This is a genomic window from Nocardiopsis sp. NPDC055824, assembly GCF_053616335.1.
Genome location: NZ_JBSHDN010000133.1, coordinates 1 through 18,389, shown reverse-complemented (window position 1 = coordinate 18,389; position 18,389 = coordinate 1). Strand labels below are relative to the sequence as shown.

General features: G+C 75.3%; 14 protein-coding genes and 2 tRNA genes. 8 read left to right on the top strand and 8 right to left on the bottom strand.

Going from position 1 to position 18,389, the window contains the following annotated elements; all coding sequences use genetic code 11:
* Positions 1–20: 20 nt before the first annotated feature.
* The 7 genes from ACWGL3_RS22630 to ACWGL3_RS22600 form a co-directional block, all read right to left on the bottom strand.
* Positions 21–998 carry a phosphatidylinositol-specific phospholipase C gene (locus ACWGL3_RS22630; protein ID WP_452461762.1) on the bottom strand — a complete coding sequence of 326 codons (978 nt, stop codon included), beginning with the start codon at positions 996–998 and terminating at the stop codon, positions 21–23.
* Positions 999–1,384: 386 nt separating this feature from the next.
* The gene (locus ACWGL3_RS22625) at positions 1,385–1,843 is read right to left on the bottom strand and encodes a hypothetical protein (protein ID WP_452461761.1); all 459 of its coding nucleotides are present in this window, start codon (positions 1,841–1,843) and stop codon (positions 1,385–1,387) included.
* Positions 1,840–3,690 carry a transcriptional regulator gene (locus ACWGL3_RS22620; protein WP_452461760.1) on the bottom strand — a complete coding sequence of 617 codons (1,851 nt, stop codon included), beginning with the start codon at positions 3,688–3,690 and terminating at the stop codon, positions 1,840–1,842. Before ACWGL3_RS22620 ends, ACWGL3_RS22625 begins: the two co-directional genes overlap by 4 nt.
* A gap of 1 nt (position 3,691) precedes the next feature.
* Positions 3,692–3,763: transfer RNA gene (locus ACWGL3_RS22615), tRNA-Arg, on the bottom strand.
* Positions 3,764–3,824: 61 nt separating this feature from the next.
* A tRNA-Pro gene (locus ACWGL3_RS22610) sits at positions 3,825–3,896 on the bottom strand.
* Between the two features lie 241 nt (positions 3,897–4,137).
* Positions 4,138–4,887, bottom strand: coding sequence for a hypothetical protein (locus tag ACWGL3_RS22605; protein WP_352985221.1), 750 nt, complete (start codon positions 4,885–4,887; stop codon positions 4,138–4,140).
* Positions 4,888–5,466: 579 nt separating this feature from the next.
* Positions 5,467–6,240, bottom strand: coding sequence for a nucleotidyltransferase domain-containing protein (locus tag ACWGL3_RS22600; protein WP_267944648.1), 774 nt, complete (start codon positions 6,238–6,240; stop codon positions 5,467–5,469).
* A gap of 203 nt (positions 6,241–6,443) precedes the next feature.
* On the opposite strand from ACWGL3_RS22600, the gene ACWGL3_RS22595 reads away from it, so the two are divergent.
* Together ACWGL3_RS22595 and ACWGL3_RS22590 are read left to right on the top strand one after the other, a co-directional pair.
* Positions 6,444–7,277 (top strand): SAM-dependent methyltransferase, encoded by an 834-nt coding sequence (locus ACWGL3_RS22595; protein ID WP_431061423.1) that lies wholly within the window; start codon positions 6,444–6,446, stop codon positions 7,275–7,277.
* Between the two features lie 230 nt (positions 7,278–7,507).
* Positions 7,508–8,755 carry an Nramp family divalent metal transporter gene (locus tag ACWGL3_RS22590; protein ID WP_452461759.1) on the top strand — a complete coding sequence of 416 codons (1,248 nt, stop codon included), beginning with the start codon at positions 7,508–7,510 and terminating at the stop codon, positions 8,753–8,755.
* Positions 8,756–8,908: 153 nt separating this feature from the next.
* On the opposite strand, the gene ACWGL3_RS22585 is transcribed toward ACWGL3_RS22590, so the two are convergent.
* Complete coding sequence (locus ACWGL3_RS22585) at positions 8,909–9,934, bottom strand: glycoside hydrolase family protein (protein ID WP_267944645.1); 1,026 nt, start codon at positions 9,932–9,934, stop codon at positions 8,909–8,911.
* A gap of 207 nt (positions 9,935–10,141) precedes the next feature.
* Here ACWGL3_RS22585 and ACWGL3_RS22580 point away from each other — a divergent pair, with 207 nt between their 5' ends.
* From ACWGL3_RS22580 to ACWGL3_RS22555, 6 genes are all read left to right on the top strand, one after another.
* Entirely contained in the window at positions 10,142–11,230 is a 1,089-nt protein-coding gene (locus ACWGL3_RS22580; protein WP_267944644.1) for a LacI family DNA-binding transcriptional regulator, read from the top strand.
* Between the two features lie 150 nt (positions 11,231–11,380).
* The gene (locus ACWGL3_RS22575; protein WP_452461758.1) at positions 11,381–13,003 is read left to right on the top strand and encodes an FAD-dependent oxidoreductase; all 1,623 of its coding nucleotides are present in this window, start codon (positions 11,381–11,383) and stop codon (positions 13,001–13,003) included.
* 86 nt (positions 13,004–13,089) lie between these two features.
* Positions 13,090–15,273 (top strand): hydantoinase/oxoprolinase family protein, encoded by a 2,184-nt coding sequence (locus ACWGL3_RS22570; protein ID WP_452461757.1) that lies wholly within the window; start codon positions 13,090–13,092, stop codon positions 15,271–15,273.
* On the top strand, positions 15,270–15,941 hold the full coding sequence (locus ACWGL3_RS22565) for a hypothetical protein (RefSeq protein WP_352985230.1): 672 nt from the start codon (positions 15,270–15,272) through the stop codon (positions 15,939–15,941). The genes ACWGL3_RS22570 and ACWGL3_RS22565 overlap by 4 nt, the downstream gene beginning before the upstream one ends.
* Positions 15,938–17,269: a transporter gene (locus tag ACWGL3_RS22560; protein ID WP_267944640.1), complete on the top strand. Its 1,332-nt coding sequence runs from the start codon at positions 15,938–15,940 to the stop codon at positions 17,267–17,269. Before ACWGL3_RS22565 ends, ACWGL3_RS22560 begins: the two co-directional genes overlap by 4 nt.
* 172 nt (positions 17,270–17,441) lie before the next feature.
* The coding region (locus ACWGL3_RS22555) for an alpha/beta hydrolase fold domain-containing protein (RefSeq protein WP_452461756.1) at positions 17,442–18,389 on the top strand (948 nt) is incomplete at its 3' end.

The following is an 18,389-nucleotide window of genomic DNA, read 5'->3' as shown; positions in this document are numbered from 1 at the left end:
GGGCGGCCGGGGCCCCGGCGTCAGGAGGGGTTGCGGGTCAGGACGAGGTCGGTCAGCTCCTGGCTGGGGAAGTCCATGACGACGACGCCCGTCCGGGGCGCCCGCGAGGAGCGCAGGTGGTCCACGGCGTAGGCGTTGACGCCCCGCTGTCCCAGGGCGCCCCACGCGACGTCGCGCGGATTGGCCCACGGGGCGCCGCTGCCGCTCAGGTGGTTGACGTACAGCAGGTCCGCGGGGCCGCCGGCCGCCGCGTCGAAGTGCGCCCGGGCGCTGTCCCACTTCGCGGGGATGTCGAAGAGCGTGGGCACGCGGTAGTCGTCCTGGACGCTGAGCGCGGGCCCGTTCCAGTGGACGCCGTAGGCGCGGGAGGCGGCGAAGTCCTGCACGATGACGATCCGGCCCCGGACCTCGCCCAGGTCGGGCACCCGGTTCCCGTCCCCGTCCGGAACCCACAGGTGCTCCGCCAGCACATCACGGGTGTCCGGGTTCTGCTCGATGTAGTGGTCCAGCGTCTCCTCGTAGCTGCGGGTGTTCTCCTCCTCGGTGTGCTCCTTCTTGAGCCGCATGAGCACGGTCTCGCCCGGGTTCCGTTCGAGGAAGGCGCCCACGTCGGTGACCACGTCGGTGAAGTTGAGGTGCAGGTACTCGGCCCCGTGGTGGATGGGGAACGCGTCGCGGTAGTGGCGCGTGCGCACGTCGAGGAAGCGCACGCCGGAGTCGAGCTGCTGGGCGATGGTCAGGTCCTGGGTGCGGGACCACACGGATCCGCGCCAGGCGCCGCTGTCGTGCGTGCCGGGCACCGACAGCGCTGACAGGCTCGCGCCGTCGGGCAGCGCCGCCATCCAGGAGGAGTGCTCGACCAGGGGGGCCGGGGTCGGGGCCGCGGAGGCGGGGGCAGCCGGGGCCAGCAGGGCGGGGAGGACGAGGAGGGCGGACAGGGCCGCGGCCAGCAGGGACGCGGGCCCGGTCGGGGAGGCGGGGCCGGGGGAGGGGAGCATGGGGGCTTCCTTCGGTCACGGGGCGGGCGCGCCACCGGGGCGCGTCCGGAACGCCGTCCACACTGCCACGGCGCGACCGTCCTGACACCCCCTGTGCGCGGCCGTCGTCCGCTCCCGCCGCGGGCGTCGGCCGCCCCGGACCCCAGCGAGAATCTACACCGTAAAGGTGAGACTGGGGATGGTCCGCCCACCCCACGAGTTATGGCAAACAGGGTCCGAGAAGGCACCGGATTCCGTAGGCTGGTCCCTGCGTGTCCGCGCGCACGCCGGTGCGGGGCAGCGTGGACGGATGCCCCGCACCGGCCTCTCCCGTCTCCCACCCGGTCACCGCGTGAGGACGCCGCAGCCTGCGGCCCCGACCGGCCGGGAGGGGCGCCTGCGAAGCCTCATCCCCACCGGCGGGTACGGGGCAGGAGGGCATGCGGCGCGATCTCCAGCATCCAGTGCTGCCGTTCCGACCAGCCCAGGAAGCGCCGGGCACCGTCACTTCCCCCCTCCACCAGGGGCCTGCCGTCGACGACCCGGCGCAGGCCGGCCACCACCGGAGCCATCCGCTCACGGGTGTGGCGGGGGCGCGCGAGAAGGGACTCCTCCATCCGCGCCACCGCCCCGCGCTGCTCCGGGGCCGGGCACAGGGACAGGAAGAACACCGCCTGGCGCCAGGAGAACGCCGCGCTCCGGACGTGCCCGCGGGGAGTGCCGACGCGCGGCAGGCGCTCGACCGCCGCGACGGCCAGGGCGTGGGCGCGCCATGCCAGGTCCGCCCACCCCGCCGCCGACGCGGCCCCGGCCCCCACCAGCGTGGCGAGGTTGTGGGTCGTGAGGATCTGCGCCTGTTCGATCACCGTGCCGCTGGAGGCGACCCCGGACCTCCGCAGCCCCGCGCGCTCCGCGCACAGCAGGGCGAAGGGGGAGGTCCGGTCGGCGGACCCGGCGGGCGGACCTCCTCCAGGGCGAGCACCTCCGCGCAGTCGATTCCGTAGTAGCGGGCGTAGGCGGTGCCCTCCACCAGCGAGGCGGCGGCCTTGGCGGCACGGAGGAACTTCGGCGCGAACTCGCCCGTGAAGATGTCGGCGGCCAGCTCCTCCAGCCACGGCAGGTCCAGCCCCGCGGACCGGGACACGGCGTTGAACTCGCGCACCAGCGGGTTGGGCAGGACCGTGCCGGGGAAATGGGTCAGTGCCGACGCGCCGAGCTCGGGGACCAGCCGCGAGACGGCCTCCCGGCGGGTCCCCGTGTCGGAGAGGTGGGGCCGCAGCGCCCGCACCCACGGCAGCCGGTCCGCCCGGACCTGGCTCTCCAGGTTCAGCAGCATCAGGGAGCGCCGGCGGCTGAACGCCCGGTGGTGGGCGGCGACCAGCCGGGAGAGCGCGGGGTCGGGCGCGGCGGCGGCCTCCGCGGACGCGGTGAGGGCCGGGACCAGCTCCGCCATCACCTCGGCGGAGGGGACCACCCCGAGTGCGACCAGGTCGTCCAGGGGAGCGGCGGCGGCCCGCAGGGCGATGCGGCGCAGGGGGCCGGGAACGGGCCAGCCCACGGGGACACGGAGACCGTCGGCCTCCTCGCGCGTGGCGGGGGCGAGCGCCTCCTCGATCCGGGGCACACCGGAGTTCTGCGGCAGCCCGGCCAGGCGGGCGGACACGAGTCCGGCGAGCACGTCGTGGGTGGGCCGTGCGGCGTGCGCGGCCTGCGCGGTGCGCAGGGCGGTGTGCGCGGGGGAGCCGGGCAGGCCGCGCTTGCGCACCATGGAGTCCACGGCGTGCTGGAGCAGGCCGCGGCTGCGGGCGGTGGGCCCGTCCGACTCCACGGCCTCGCGCAGCGCGGTCAGCATGACCGCCAGGTTCTCCTTGGGCCTGCGGTGCTTGGTGCACAGTGTGTGCTCCGCCGCCAGCCGTGCGTACTCGGCGAGCAGGTCCGCGCCCCGGGCCCGCCAGCCCTCGGGGCGGCGGCCGTCCACGCGGTCCCCCGCGCGGGTCTGCCACCAGTGGGCGAGGACGCGGTCGGCGAACGGGTTCCACACCGCCAGGGCCTCCTGTTGGACCAGGGGCCGGTTCTCGGCGGGGGACCTGCGCCGCGTGCGCCGGTCCAGGTCCGCGCGCACCTCCCCGGCGGAGGCCCGGTGGACCACGCGGCCGGGCAGTTCGTGGAACGGAGCAGGCCGGGGCGTGAAGCACAGGGTGTCGGCGAAGGGCTCGACCGCGGCGAGCAGCCGCAGCGCGCCGGCGGTGTCCCCGGCGCGCACCAGCCACGCCACGCCGAGCAGGGCGGCCTGTTCGGGCACGTCGATCTCGTAGGCGCCGCTGTCCAGCAGGCCGGACAGCTCGGCCAGGCCGTCCTGGGTGAGGTGGTGGGCGTACAGGGCCGAGCGCGTGGCGGGCAGGCCGTGCCGCCGGGCCAGGGCCTCCTCGTGCGGCCGGAGGAGGCCGCCCGCCGCCGCCCTCCCGGTGGCGAAGCCGCCGGGGGCGATCTCCAGGGTGACCCAGGGGGGCAGGTGGCGGACCGGGGCGCCGGAGCCGATGTCGAGGGTGCCGTCGGCCATGCCCGCGACGACGAGCCGCCAGGCGTCGGCGCGCTTCTCGGCGGCCTCGCGGACACGGGGGTCCTCGTGGGTGAGCGCGGCCGTGAACGCCTCGGCGAGGCGGCCGATGGCGTAACCGGGGTCGGCCTGTGCGGGTGCGGTGTTCTCGTCCATGCCGACATGGCGGGTCCTGCCCCCGCGTCCTCCCGGACCGGAGCCGGGTGCTCTGCTGCTGAGCTACACGTCGTGGTGGCCCGGTGTCCCGGACCGCCCGGTCCCCGCAACCCTCGGGGGTCGGGCCCGGGTCGCCGGCACGGCGGGTTCCGCCCCCGCGTCCTCCCGGTCCCGAGCCGGGTGCTCTTCTGCTGAGCTACGTGCCGTGGCCGCGGCCACGGCCCCGCCGGCGCCCTTCCGGGTGGTCCGGGGGCCACGGCGTCGGGCCGTACTGCGTCGCGCGCCTCACCGTAGCCGTCCCGGGTTCCGGGGGGAAAGGGGTTTTCGCGGGCGGGGCGCCGGGCCCGTCGGCGCCCTCCCGGGCACCCGGGCCGCGGGGAGCTCTCGCCCCGGGGGTGCGCTCGGGGCGGGGGCCGAACCGGTGGGGGCCGCCGGGCGCGGCCGGGCTCAGGCCGTGGGGTCGAGGCCGTGGGAACCGGCGAAGCGGGTCGCCAGGGAGAAGACCGCGCAGGGGGCGGGGAGCGGCCCCCGGCGCAGGAGGGTGTCCAGGCAGGGGCACCACGGGGCGCGTCCCTGGGACAGGCACGCCAGGACGCCGAGCAGGCGCAGGGACAGGGCGATGTCCTCCAGGTGCGGGCCGGGGTGCTCGACGCGGGCCCGGTTGAAGGAGCGGGTGCTGACCTGGCTCTCCTTGGCGTGGGCCAGGGTGCGCGCGATCCGGTGCTCGTGTGTGCGGGGCAGGTCGGCGAAGCCGTGCTCCGCGACGCGGTGCAGGGCGCCGACCGCGACGGCGCGCGGGGACTCGCAGGCGCGGGCGAGGGCTTCGAGGGCGGGGCAGTCGGCGCGCGAGCGGGAGGAGGCGACCCTGTTCCACTGGGCGGCGGGGACCAGGGAGGCGAAGCAGTCCAGGGCGGCGCGGGTGCGCGGGGTCAGCCAGCGCCGGGCCTGCTCGGCGCCGGCGGCGGAGTGGGCGGGGGCGGGCCAGGGGGAGGCCAGCAGCGGCAGGAGGGGGACGCCTCGGGGGCGGGGCGTGCGCAGCACGGTGGGAGGCGCGGGCCAGGGCGGCGCGGCCCTGCGGCGGGAGAGGGCGTGGGGGGTGTGGTCCCGGCAGGGCGGGACCAGGCGTCGGCGGCGGCAGCGTCCGTGGTCCAGGGTGGGGCCGCCGCAGGGGAGCGCGCGGCCGGTTGTCCTCGCCATGACCACGAGGTTCCAGGATCGGGCCGTTCGCGGCCATGCCCCGGGGGGTGAGGTTGTCCGGTCCGCGTGGTAAGGGCGAGGGGTGCGGGGGAGTCCGCCGCGGTCGGCGGGCCCCGTCGCCGACCGGGGGAGCGGTCCTGCCGCGGGCGGCGGCGTCCGGTGCGGACCCTGTCCTCGGTGGGCGGTGACCGCCGTGCGGCGTCCGGCACGGGAGTGTCGGCGGCCGGGACCCGGTGACCGCCGTGCGGCGGCCGGCCGGGGAGCCGGGTGGGCGGGTGCGCCCGAGGGGCGGCACCCGCCGCCGGTCAGCGGGTCTTGATGAACGCGGGGATGATGCCGGCGATGAGCATCATCGACAGGCTCACGACCATGAGCACAAAGGCGATGGTTCCGACCATGGTGTTTCCTCACGTTTGTTGTTCCCGGACACCGCGCGCGGTGTCCGCCGCGCGGTCGACGCCCGGTGGGCCGGGCGCGCCGCGTGCCTCTTCGGTGGCTCACCCTATCTCGACCCGGCGCCGGTTCCCCGGCGGGTGCCCGTACTGGTCGGCGGGGTCGCGGGGAGTGGCGGCGGGGTCCTCAGCGGGCGTCCCAGGACCTCCGGTAGGCGTCGACCAGCCAGCGGTCGGCCCAGGTGCGGTCGGGCTCCTCGGGTAGGTCGGCGTGGTCGCACAGCCACACCAGCCGCTCCTCCAGCTCCGTGGCGCGCTCGAGGGCCTCGGTGCGGCTGTGTTGGCCGCGGCGCAGCTCCAGCAGCCAGGTGCGGTCGGGGCCGGGCATCGGCAGGGTCAGCCGCCCGGTCTCCATGAGTTCGACGCCCTGGATGCCGAGCCGGACCATGTGGTAGGCGTACTTGGTGTCGAAGCCGTAGGCGTCGACCAGCTCCGGCCTGTTGGTGTGCTTGCCGCCGCGCAGGCCCTCCATGCGTTCGCGCTGGGCGCGCAGGTAGCCGAGGAAGCGGTGGCCCGCCCGGCGCGACAGGACGCGGTCGGCGCAGGCGCGCAGTTCGCGGCCGGTGTCCGTGACGGCGACGATCTCGCCGTCGGGGACGAACAGGGGCAGCAGGACGGTCGGGTTGCCGTCCAGGGCCAGGCGCATCCACTTGCGCAGAGAGTAGACGGTCAGGTCGAGGTCGCCCGGGCCGGAGCGGGAGTGCTCGGGCCGGGTGCGGAAGACGTACTGCTCGAAGGCGCGCAGTCCGATCACGTACTCGGGCGGTTCGAGGCAGATGCCCATCTCGTCGCGGTCGTTCTGTCCGTCGAGGGCGACCCCGTGGACGCCGGATCCCACCTGGCAGCGCAGGACGGTGCCCTTCTCGGCGATGCGTGCGTACTCGGGGGCGGAGTGCTTCACCTGCGGCTCCTGGTCGTCGCTGTGCGGAAGGGGGGTGTGGGCAACCTATCCGCCGGAGTGCGGGCGGTTCGACTCCTTTTCGGCGGTCGGGGGTGGGGGAGGCCTGTGGGGCGGGGGATTCGGGCGGTTCGGTAGTTGCCCGCCGGTCCCCGGGACCGTTTACTTGTCCGCGTAGCGCCCCTTTTCGGGCGCTTCCGAGCGACATGCACAGAAAGAGGCCTTCCGTGCCCCCCGTGACTTCCGAGGGTCCCGCCCCCAGGATCGACACCTCCGTCCCCCACAACGCCCGTATCTGGAACTACTGGCTGGGAGGCAAGGACAACTACCCGGTGGACCGGGAGATGGGCGAGCAGATCCGCTCGTTCTTCCCGGAGATCGTGGACAACGCGGTCGCGGACCGCGCCTTCCTCGTCCGCACGGTCACCCACCTCGCGAAGGAGGAGGGGATCCGGCAGTTCCTGGACGTCGGCACCGGCCTGCCGACCCACAACAACACCCACGAGGTCGCCCAGTCCGTGGCCGCGGACGCGCGGGTCGTCTACGTGGACAACGACCCGCTCGTGCTCACGCACGCGCGGGCGCTGCTGACGGGGTCGGCCCAGGGGGCGACCGACTACGTGGACGCCGACCTGCGCGACCCCGACGCGATCCTGAGCGCGGCCTCCGCGACCCTGGACCTGTCGGAGCCCGTGGCCCTGATGCTGCTGGGCGTGGTGAACTTCGTCGCCGACGACGGCGAGGTCCGCTCGGTCCTGGACCGGCTCCTCGACGCGCTCGCGCCGGGGAGCTTCCTGGTCGTGTCCCACCCCACGGACGACATCGACCACGAGCGCGCCCACCAGGTGGCGGCCGCGTGGAACGAGCGCGGCACCCCCAAGATCACCATCCGCTCGGCCGAGGGCATCGCGGCGCTCTTCGACGGCCTGGAGCTGCTGGAGCCGGGCGTGGTCTCCTGCTCCCTGTGGCGCCCGGGCCCCACCGAGGTGGGCGAGGTCCGACCGGTGGCCGAGTACGGCGGGGTGGCCCGCAAGGGGTAGGGGCGCGGCCCGGGGCGGGGGCCTCCCGCGGGCCGGGGCCCGGACGCCGCCGCGGACGGCCCGCCGGCGGGCCGTCCGCGCCGCGCGCCCCCGCCCCGCGGCCCTCCGGGCGTATCGATTGCGCCACGGAACCCCCGGGGGAAGCGTCGCCCCTTTTGTACCGTGCGTCACACCCCCTACATTCTTGCCACTGGACGGGCGGACTCCGTCCCCGCACGAAGGAGGGGCCGGTGGCGGCCACCGAACAACGCAGGGCGACCTGGAAGCAGCTCGGGCCGGGCATCGTCGTCGCGGCCACGGGCGTCGGCGCGGGCGACATGGTCGCCACACTCATCGCGGGCAACCGCTTCGGCTACGCCCTGCTGTGGGCGACGATCGTCGGCTGCCTGGTGAAGATCTCCCTGGCGGAGGCCACCGGGCGCTGGCACCTGGCGACCGGGCGCACCATCTTCGACGGGTGGAGCAGCATGGGGAAGTGGACCACCGTCTACTTCGCCCCCTACATCGTGATCTGGGGCTTCGTCTACGGGGCGAGCGCGATGACCGCGACGGCCCTGCCCCTGGCCACCCTCTTCCCGGTGCTCCCGCTGGAGCTGTGGGCGGTCCTGGCGGGCGTCTCGGGGCTGGCGATCGTCTGGTTCAACCGGTACGCGGTCTTCGAGAAGATCATGACGGTCCTGGTCGGCGTCATGTTCGTGACGGTGGTGGGCCTGGCCCTCTACGTCGGGCCGGACATCGGCCAGACCCTGCGCGGGCTCGTCCCCCTGCTCCCGGAGGGGTCGGTGTTCTACACCCTGGGCCTCGTCGGCGGCGTGGGCGGCACCATCACCATGGCGGCCTACGGGTACTGGGTGAACGCGAAGGGCTGGCGCGACTCCGGCTGGATGAGGATGATGCGGCTGGACAACCGCGTCGCCTACGTCACGACCGGCGTCTTCGTCGTCGCGATGCTCGTCGTGGGCGCCGAACTCCTGTACGCCAGCGGCATCGCGCTGGAGGAGGGCGACCAGGGGCTCCTCCAGCTGGGCGACATCCTGCGCGAGCGGTTCGGCGGGTTCGTGGCGACCGTGTTCCTCGTCGGCTTCTTCTCCGCCGCCTACTCCTCCATCATCGGCGTGTGGCACGGCGTGAGCCTGCTCTTCGCGGACTTCGTCAACCACGTGCGGGGGCGGGCCGACACCGATCCCGTGGAGAACGAGAAGAGCTGGGCCTTCCGCGGCTACATGCTGTGGCTGACCTTCCCGCCCATGCTCCTGCTGCTGGTGGGCAGGCCCTTCCAGCTGATCATCGCCTACGGCGTGCTGGGCGCGTTCTTCATGCCGTTCCTGGCGTTCACCCTGATGTGGCTGCTCAACTCCTCCCGCACCCCCCGCGAATGGCGCAACGGCTGGATCAGCAACACCGGGCTGGCCCTGGCGGGCTCGCTCTTCGTGGTCCTGTGCTGCTACGAGCTCTACGGGATCGTCGCCGGGGCCTGACCCCCGCCGGGGCCGGCGGAGGCCAGGCCCCGGCTCTCCCCTCCCGCCCGGGCGGACCGGGCGCGCGCCCACCGTGCCGGGGACGCGGAGGAGCGGGCCCGCACGGCCGCCCGGATCCCGTCCGGGCGGCCGTGCCCGCGTCCGCGGGCGGCCTCACCCGGCCCGTGCGATGGCGATGGTCGCCCCCAGGCGGTGGCCCGCCTCGTAGAACATGTACTGCGTGCCCCCGTCGGACCCGTAGGAGGGGGCCGCGCTGCGGCCCGAGTCCGGCGGCCCCGCCAGGGGGCTGTGGACCACGCCCAGGTGGTTGCGCAGGGAGAAGTCCCGCCCGACCTCGGTGAGGCGGATGTCGCCCCGGTCGGTGTGGTAGGCGACGTAGGTGCTCCCGCCCCGCTCGAGGACATGGGGCCCGGACAGGTTCGCCACCCCCACGGAGGAGTGGGAGACCAGCGGCCGGGGGTCGAAGTCGAAGGTGATGCCGTCGGCCGACCACCCCCACCCGATGGAGCGGTTGCCGCCCGTGCTGTTGCGCATGAACACCATCACGTAGCGCGCGCCCCGGTCGGGCAGGGGGTGCTCGAAGACCCGGGCGTAGGAGGCCTCCGTGGTGCCCGGCACCATCGCCGTGGTCAGGACGGTGCCCTGGTAGTCGAAGTCGATCCCGTTCCGCGAGCGCGCCAGGCGCGTGGTGGTGTTCTCGCCGTGGAAGTACAGCCACATCTCCCGGTGCTCGGCGTTCCACATCACGTGCGGCGAGGAGACGTGGCTGACCGAGTAGTGCGGGGACCAGGTGCGGGACACGATCGGGTTGCCCGGGTGCTCGGTGAAGGGGCCCTCCGGGCTGTCGGCGTACGCCAGGCAGATGCCGCCGGGCGCGTCGTGGGGGGCGTAGTAGAGCAGGAAGCGGCCGGGGGCGCCGGAGAGTCTCCCGGCGGTGCCGCGCAGGCACGGGAAGATCAGCTCCCCCGTCGGGTTGTAGGCCAGCGACGAGGTGTCCAGGGCCTCGCGCAGGAACGTGTACCGGGGCAGGACCGGGGCGGTGCGGGCGGCGCCCGCGGGCGCCGGCCCGAGGAGGCCGGGGGCGAGGAGGGCCCCGGCCGCGGCGGCCCCGGCGCCCAGGAGCGCGGTCCTGCGGCCCACGCCCGGGGCCGGGGTGTCGGGGGAGTGTGCGTCGGACATGACGGTTCCCTTCCGGAGCGTGTCGGGGGGGCTCCGAGGTCCAGAGTCTCTGCCAGGGACGATGCGTCAGTCAAGGACCTAATACGTATTAGTGAAACTCCATGGCCATCGGTCGGAAATCCGGCCGACACCTCTTGACATACCGCGTGGCGCGGCTCACAGTCATGGACTAATGCGCATTAGGACGCCGTATCAGAGGAGGAACAGGTGACCGACGCAAGCCGGGAGAGGGCCGCCGGGCGCCGCAGGCCCCGCCAGTCCGACATCGCGCGGGTCGCGGGCGTCTCCCAGGCCGCCGTCTCCCTCATCCTGCGGGGGACGCCCTCGGGCATGGCGCTCGCCAGGGAGACCCGGCAGAGGGTCCTCGACGCCGCGGAGGAACTCGGCTACGTGCCCGACCCCGTGGCCACGCGGCTCGCCTCCGCGCGCAACGCGATGCTCGGCCTGTACACCTTCAGCACCACGTTCCCCACCGACGTCGCCCACTCCTACTACCCGGTCCTGGCCGGGGTGGAGGAGGAGGCGGCCGCCCAGGGGCAGGACCTCATCCTGTTCACCGGCTCCGCCCGCGCCGCTGCGCGGGCGCAGGACCCGGCCGCGGTACGGCGCGTCCGCGTCGCCGACGGCTGCCTGTTCTTCGGGCGCCACGTGCCGGAGGAGCCCATCCGGCGCCTGGTCGAGGACGGATTCCCCTTCGTCTACATCGGCCGCCGGGACGAGCCCGGCGTCCCCTACGTCGGCGCCGACTACGTCCCGGCGTCGGCGCAGGTCGTGGCGCGACTCGTCGCGGCGGGCCACCGCAAGATCCGCTACCTGCGCGAACACGACCAGGCGCCGGCCTCGGCCGACCGGGAGGAGGGTGTCCTGAAGGGCGCCCGCGAAGCCGGCCTGGACACCCGGGGCCTGGTCGCGCCGACCGACGGCGCCGACGCGGACGCCCTGCTGGGCGGCTGGCTGGCCGAGGGCGTCACCGCCGTCGTCGTCGAGCAGACCGACACCGGGGCCGCCCTGGCGGGGCTCGGGGCGGCCGTGGGCCGGGCGGGCCTGGACTGCCCCGGAGACCTGTCCCTGGCGGTGCTCGGCGCGGCCACCGGTACCCGGGGCCGCGCCCCGGGCGGGGGCGCCGCGTTCAGCGGGTTCGACGTCCCCATGCGCGAGATGGGCCGCGACGCCGTCCGCCTGCTGCTGGAGCTGATCGCGGGCTCCCCCGGGGCAGCCACCCGGCGCCTGCTGCCCTGCGAACCGGTGGAGGGCGGCACGATCGCCGCCCCCCGCCCGCCGAAGAAGCACACCTGAGAGACATCTCAGGTGGCCTCGCCGGGCCGGGAACCGACAGGGGTCGGCCCGGTGCCCACGCGGCCACCACGAAACAGATCCGTCCTGGACCAGTCCAGCAGTCCTTCAGCAGAGCTGTCTGGAACCGCTTACGAACGAATTAGGCACACGATGACCGAGACCCGTACAGAGATCCTCGTCGTGGGCGGGGGACTGGGCGGCGTGGCCGCCGCGCTGGCCGCCGCCGACTCCGGCCGCCGCGTCGTCCTCACCGAGGAGACCGACTGGATCGGCGGACAGCTCACCTCGCAGGCCGTCCCGCCCGACGAGAACCCCTGGATCGAGCAGTTCGGCGCCACCGCCTCCTACCGCCGCCTGCGCGAGGGCATCCGCGACCACTACCGCCGGGCCTACCCGCTGCGCGCGGAGGCCGCCGCCTCCCGCACCCTCAACCCCGGCGCCGGCCGGGTCAGCAAGCTCTGCCACGAGCCCCGGGTCGCCCTGGCCGTCCTGGAGGAGATGCTCGCCCCCCACCGTGCCGCCGGGCGCGTCACCGTGCTCGAACGGCACCGTCCCGTGGAGGCGCGCACGGACGGGTACCGGGTGGACTCCGTCGTCCTGGAGGACGCGCGGGGCCGGAGGCACACCGTCGCCGCCAACTACGTCCTCGACGCCACGGAGAACGGCGACCTCCTGCCGATGGCGGGGATCGACCACGTCACCGGCGCGGAGGCCAGGTCGGAGCACGGCGAGCCGCACGCACCCGAGACCGCCGACCCCGCCAACCTCCAGGGCATCACGTACTGCTTCGCCGTCTCCCACCACGAGGGCGAGGACCACACGATCGAGCGCCCGCGCATGTACGACTTCTGGCGCTCCTACCGGCCCGACTTCTGGCCGGGCCCCCTGCTGGGCTTCGCCGCGCCCGACCCGCGCACCCTGGAGCCCTCCCGGCGCACGTTCGTCCCCAACCCCGACGTGGACCCCCTCGCCGTGGCCGCCGACCAGAGCGCCGACGCCGGGGACAAGGAGCTGTGGGGCTTCCGCCGCATCCTGGCGCGCGGCATGCACCGCCCCGGCGCGTTCGACTCCGACATCACCCTGGTCAACTGGCCGCTCAACGACTACTGGCTCAAGCCCGCCCTGGAGATCGAGGGCGTCGTGGACGCCGCGACCGTCCGCGAGGCCCACGAGGAGGCCCGCCAGCTGTCCCTGTCGGTCCTGTACTGGCTCCAGACCGAGGCGCCGCGGCCCGACGGCGGAACCGGGTTCCCGGGACTGCGACCGCGCCCCGACGTCACCGGCGCGGAGGGCGGGCTGGCCAAGGCCGCCTACGTCCGCGAGTCCCGCCGCATCAGGGCGGTCACCACCGTCACCGAGCACGACGTGTCCCTCGACCTCGTGGGACCGCACGGCATCGTCCGGCGCCACGACTCCGTGGGCATCGGCAGCTACCGCATCGACCTGCACCCCTCCACCGGCGGCGACACCTACGTCGACATCGCCAGCGTCCCGTTCGAGATCCCCCTGGGCGCGCTCCTGCCCGCCCGGGAGACCAACCTGCTCCCCGCCGCGAAGAACATCGGCACCACCCACATCACCAACGGCTGCTTCCGGCTGCACCCCGTCGAGTGGAACATCGGCGAGGCGGCCGGACGGCTCGCCGCCTTCGCCCTGGAGCAGGGCACCACACCGCACGCCGTCCGCGACAAGGCCGACCTCCTGGAGGCCTTCACCGCCCTCCTGGACCGCACCGGCGTCGAACGCCACTGGCCCGACGTCCGCGGCTACTGACACCCCTCGGCGCCGCCGACCGCACCCCGCCCGGCCGGCGGCGCCCCGTACCTCCCACTCCCCACGCACTCCCCGAAGGGGCGACGATGATCGACCCGACCCCACCTCCCACCCGCGGCCCCGTACGCGTCGGCATCGACGTCGGGGGCACCTTCACCGACGCCGTGGCCGTCAGCGCCACCACGTTCGCCCTCCTCGGCCAGGTCAAGGTGCCGACCAGCCACGACCACGCCGACGGCGTCGCCCACGGCATCATGACCGCGCTGGAGCGCCTGCTCGACGACATCGGCGTCGGCGCCGACGACGTCGGCTTCCTCGCGCACGGCACCACCCAGGCCACCAACGCCCTCCTGGAGGGCGACGTCGCCACCATCGGCATCGTGGGGATCGGCACCGGCTACGACGCCTTCGCCACCGGGCGCCTGCGCTCCCTGGGCAAGCTCAGACTCGACTCCGGGCACCGGCTCCCCGTCCGCTACACCGCGCTCCGGGACCCCGAGGACGCCGCGGCCGCGCTCGCCGGCGTGGACCGGGTGCTCGCCGAGGGCGCCGAGGTCGTGGTCGCGGTCGAACCCTTCAGCGTGGACGACCCCAGGGGCGAGGCCGCCGTCCGGGCGGCGGCCGAGCTGCGGGGCGTCCCCGTCACCGCCACCCACGAGATCACCCAGCTCTACGGCCTGGGCAAGCGGGCCCGCACCGCCGCGCTCAACGCCGGGGTGATGCCCCGCATGCTCAGGACCGCCGACCTCGTCGAGAGCAGCATCCTCAAGGCCGGGGTGAGCGCGCCGCTGATGGTGATGCGCTGCGACGGCGGGGTCATGTCCCTGGCCGAGATGCGCAGCCGACCCCTCCTGACGGTGCTCTCCGGACCCGCGGCCGGGGTCGCGGGAGCCCTCATGGGGGAGAAGGTGAGCGAGGGCGTCTTCCTGGAGACGGGAGGCACCTCCACCGACGTCAGCGTGATCCGGCGCGGGCGCGTGCAGATCAGGCACGCCGAGCTGGGGGGCAAGGAGACCTACCTGTCGGCCCTGGACGTGCGCACCGTCGGGGTGGGCGGCGGCTCCCTCGTGCGCCTGTCCGGAGGCGACGGCCCCGGCGGGGCCGCCCTGACGGACGTGGGCCCCCGCAGCGCCCACATCGCGGGCCTGCCCTACGCCTGCTTCGCCGACCCGGCCGAACTGGAGGGGGCCCGGCTGGTCCGGGTCAGCCCGCTGGCCTCCGACCCCGCCGACTACGCCGTCCTGGACACCGGCGGACGGCGCTTCGCCCTCACGGTCACCTGCGCGGCCAACGCCGCCGGGCTGGTGCCCGAGGGCGACTACGCCCGCTCCGACGCCCGCGCCGCACGGGCCGCCCTGGCCCCGCTGGCACGCGCCCTCGGGGTCGACGTGGACGAGGCCGCGCGCGCCGTCCTGCACCGGGCCACCGAGCGCGTCAGCGCCGTCGTGGAGGCCCTCGTGCGCGACTACGGTCTCGACCGCGATGTGTGCGACCTCGTCGGCGGGGGAGGCGGCGCCGCCACCGTCACCCCCTACCTGGGCGAGCGCACGGGCATGCGGTCCCGCATCGCCGCCCACAGCGAGGTCATCAGCCCCCTCGGAGTGGCCCTCGCACTGGTCCGCGAGTCCGTCGAGCGCATCATCCCCGGCGCCACCCACTCCGACGTGCTCGCCGTACGCTCCGAGGCCGAGCAGGCGGTGCTCGCGCAGGGCGCCGACCCCTCCGGGGTGGAGGTGGACGTCACCGTCGACCCGCAGCGCAACCTCGTCACCGCCGTCGCCACGGGCGCCACCGAGCTGCGCACCAAGGACCGCACCGCCGTCACGGACGCCGGCGCGGCCCGCGCCGCGGCCGCCGCCAGCCTCGGCGCGGACCCGGGGGCCGTCACCGAGTACGCCTCCAACGGCTGGTACCGGGTCTTCGGCCTGCTCCGCCGCCCCGGGGGGCCGTTCGGCCGCTTCGCCCGGGAGCGCGCCCACGTGCGCGTCGTGGACGCCGAGGGCGTCGTGCGCCTGCACAGCGCCGACGCCCGGGTGGACACCCTGACCGCCGCGGAGGCGGAGGGAAGGCTCAGGGACCTGGTGGCGGAGCGCACCGCCTACGGCGACGGAGGGGCGGTCCCGCCCGCGGTGTGGCTCCTGCTGGGCCCCAAGCTCGCCGACCTGTCGGGGGTCATGGACCCCGGCCACCTCCTGGCGCTCGCGGCCACCGAGATCGGCCGCCGCGGTCCCGACGAGACGGTGATCGCCCTGATGGAGACACGCCGATGACCGCGCCGCCGCGCCCCGGGGCCGACTACGGCCGCATCTCGGCGGCCTCCGACGAGGACCTGGCCGCCGAACTCCTGGCCCTGACCCCCACGCACGAGGGCCGCGACCCCGGGCAGCTGCGCGACTGGGCGCGCACCGCCCTGGCCTTCGGGCGCGAGCTGGCCGACACCGCCCGCGCGGGGCCCGCCGGGCCCGGGGGAGCGGGGGCCGAGGTGACCGACAGGGCCACCGGGGGCCTGCGCCCCGGCGAGGTCCTGCTCGCCGAGTACCTCCACCGGGCCGCGGGGGACCGGGTGATCGTCTACGCCGACGCCCTGGACTACGCCCGCGGGGTGGCGGAGGCGGCGGGCTGGGGCCGGGACTACCCGCGCGCCGCGCTGCGCGGGGCGGCGCTCGCCCACGAGGAGGCCCACCGCATGCTGCACCGCGGCCACGGCCGGGAGCTGCGCCGCAGACTCGGCCACACGGCGCTGAGGCTGGGGCCCCTGCGGGTGCGGGGGCACGTCGCCGGCGCGGACGAGATCGCCGCCCACGCCTACGCCGGACGGCGCGGGGCGCTCCGCCGGAGCCCGCTCGCGCTCACCGCGGCCATCGCCGCCACCCTCGCCCACCGGGGCCCGGACCAGCACGGTCCGGGCCCGAGAACCACCTCCGGAGACCGCCCGTGACCGCCCTGGGAATCCTTCTCGCCATGGCCGTGGGCGTCGGCCTGATGCTGACGCGCCGCCTCCCCACCGCCTTCGCCCTCGTCCTGCTGTCCGTCGCCGTCGCTCTGATCGCGGGGGCGCCCCTCACCGGGGAGGAGGGCAGCGTCGTCGGCACGGTCGTCCAGGAGGGGGCTCCGCGCCTGGCGGCGACCATGGTCGCCATCCTGCTGGGCTGCTGGCTGGGCACGCTGATGTCGGAGGCGGGGATCGCCTCGACGCTCGTCCGCAAGATCGTGGAGTTCGGCGGCGAGCGCCCCTCCGTGGTCGCGGTCGGCGTGTTCCTGGTCGCGATCCTGTGCGGGGCCATCACGGGTTCGGCCCCGGCGGCGATGCTCGCGGGCGTCGTCGGCATCCCGGCGATGATCGCGGTCGGGGTCACGCCCACCGTCGCGGCGGGCACCGTCCTGGTGGGCATCGCCGCCGGGCTCCCCCTGGAGCTGATCAACTGGCAGTTCCTGTCCGACGCCATCGGCGTCCCGGTCTCCACGGTGCAGCACTTCCAGCTGCGCATGTTCCCGATCGCCCTGGTCGGCGGCCTCGCCTACATCCTCGTGGAGATGCGCCGCAAGGGGGCGCGGCACACGTGGGCGGTGCGCGTCCCCGCGCCCGCCGGGGGCGGGGGCCCCGGCCGCCCCGCCGGCCGGCGCGCACGCGCCGCCGAGCGGCGCCGCCGCCGCGGGGACGCCCCCTGGTACGCGCTGGTCACACCCCTGGTCCCGATCGTGCTGGCGCTGGGGCTGGAGATCCCCATCGTGCCCTCGCTGATCGCGGGCGTCGTCTACGCGCTGCTCACCGCCGTGCCCTGGCGGGACATGACGAGCACCGCGCTGCGCACCCTCTACCAGGCGTTCGACGTGGCGGCCCCGCCCATCGTCCTGTTCATCGCGATCGGGATGCTCCTCGCCGCGGTGAACCTGCCCGGCGCGGTCCAGGCGCTCAGCCCCGTGGTCACCGCGATCAGTCCGGGCAGCCCGTGGCTGTTCGTCCTGGTCTTCGCCGCACTGGTGCCGCTGGCCCTCTACCGCGGTCCGATGAACATCTTCGGCCTCGGCGCGGGGGTGGCCGGGGTGCTCATCTCCGGCGGCATCTACCCCGCCCCGGCGGTGCTGGGCATGATGGCCTCCTACGGCCAGGTCCTGGGCGTCTCGGACCCCACCAGCACCCAGACGGTGTGGGCCTCGCAGTACGCCGGGGTCCGCCCCGAGCGCTCCATGCTCTCCACGCTCCCCTACACGTGGGCGGTCGCCGTCGCCGGCCTGGCCCTCACCGCGTTCCTCTACCTGCGGTGAGCCGCCCGGCGGCGGGCCCCGCCCGGAAGGGGCGAGGCCTCCCGGGCCCGTCCGCCGGGGCACGTCACCGCGCTGACGCCCCGGTCCTCCCGGAGGGCCGGCGCCGCAGGGGAGCCCGCCGGTGGGCCGATCGGCCCACCGGACCGCGGCCGCGCTGGTAGCGTGGCGCGCCATGACGATCCTGAGCCGCCCCCCGTTCGCGCGCCTGGTGGCCCGGTCGATGCAGGCGGGCATGGCGCTCGCGGCGGGACCCGCGACCCGCCGCGCGCACGCGAGGCTTCCCGAGTACCCCCGAAGGACCGAGGCGCTCACCGTCCCCACCTCCTACGGTCCGGCGCGCGTCACCGTCCACCGCCCCGGACCCGCTCCCCGGCCCCCGGCGGTGTACGTCAACCTGCACGGCGGGGGCTTCGTGCTGGGGTGGACGGAGATGGACGATCCGCTGTGCCGCGCGCTGGCGGCCGAGGCCGGGGCGGTCGTGCTCAACGTCGGCTACGCGGTCGCGCCACAGCACCCGTTCCCGGCCCCGGCCCGCCAGGCGCACGAGATCGTGCGGTGGGCGGCGGCCCACGGCGGCGAGCACGGCTGGGACGGGTCGCGCCTGGTGGTCGGCGGGCAGAGCGCGGGAGGCGCCCTGGCCGCGGCGGCGGCGCGGCTGGACCTGGAGGCCGGCGAGTCCCTGGTCGGGTTGCAGGTGCTGCACTACCCGCCGCTGGACATGACCGTGGCGGCGGGGGACAAGCCCTCGGTCGTCGACCGGCCCCTGCTGCGGCCCTGGATGGGCGAGGTCTTCAACTCCTCCTACCTGCCCGACCCGGCGGAGCGGGGCCACCGGCTGGCCTCCCCGGCGGGGCCGCGGGACACCGCGGACCTCACCGGTATCGCGCCCGCCCTCGTCATCGTCGCCGAGCACGACATCCTGCGCGAGGAGGGGCGCCGCTACGCCCGCCGGCTCGACGGGGCCGGCGCGCTCGCGGCCCTGCACGAGGTCGCCGGCCGCGACCACGGCTACGACGTGGGCGACGACGACGCGGCCCGGCAGACCTACCGCCTGATCGCCTCCGAGTTGTTTTTTTTTTTTCCTTGGGGGGGGTTGGGCCAGGTGTTAGGTCGTGTTGAT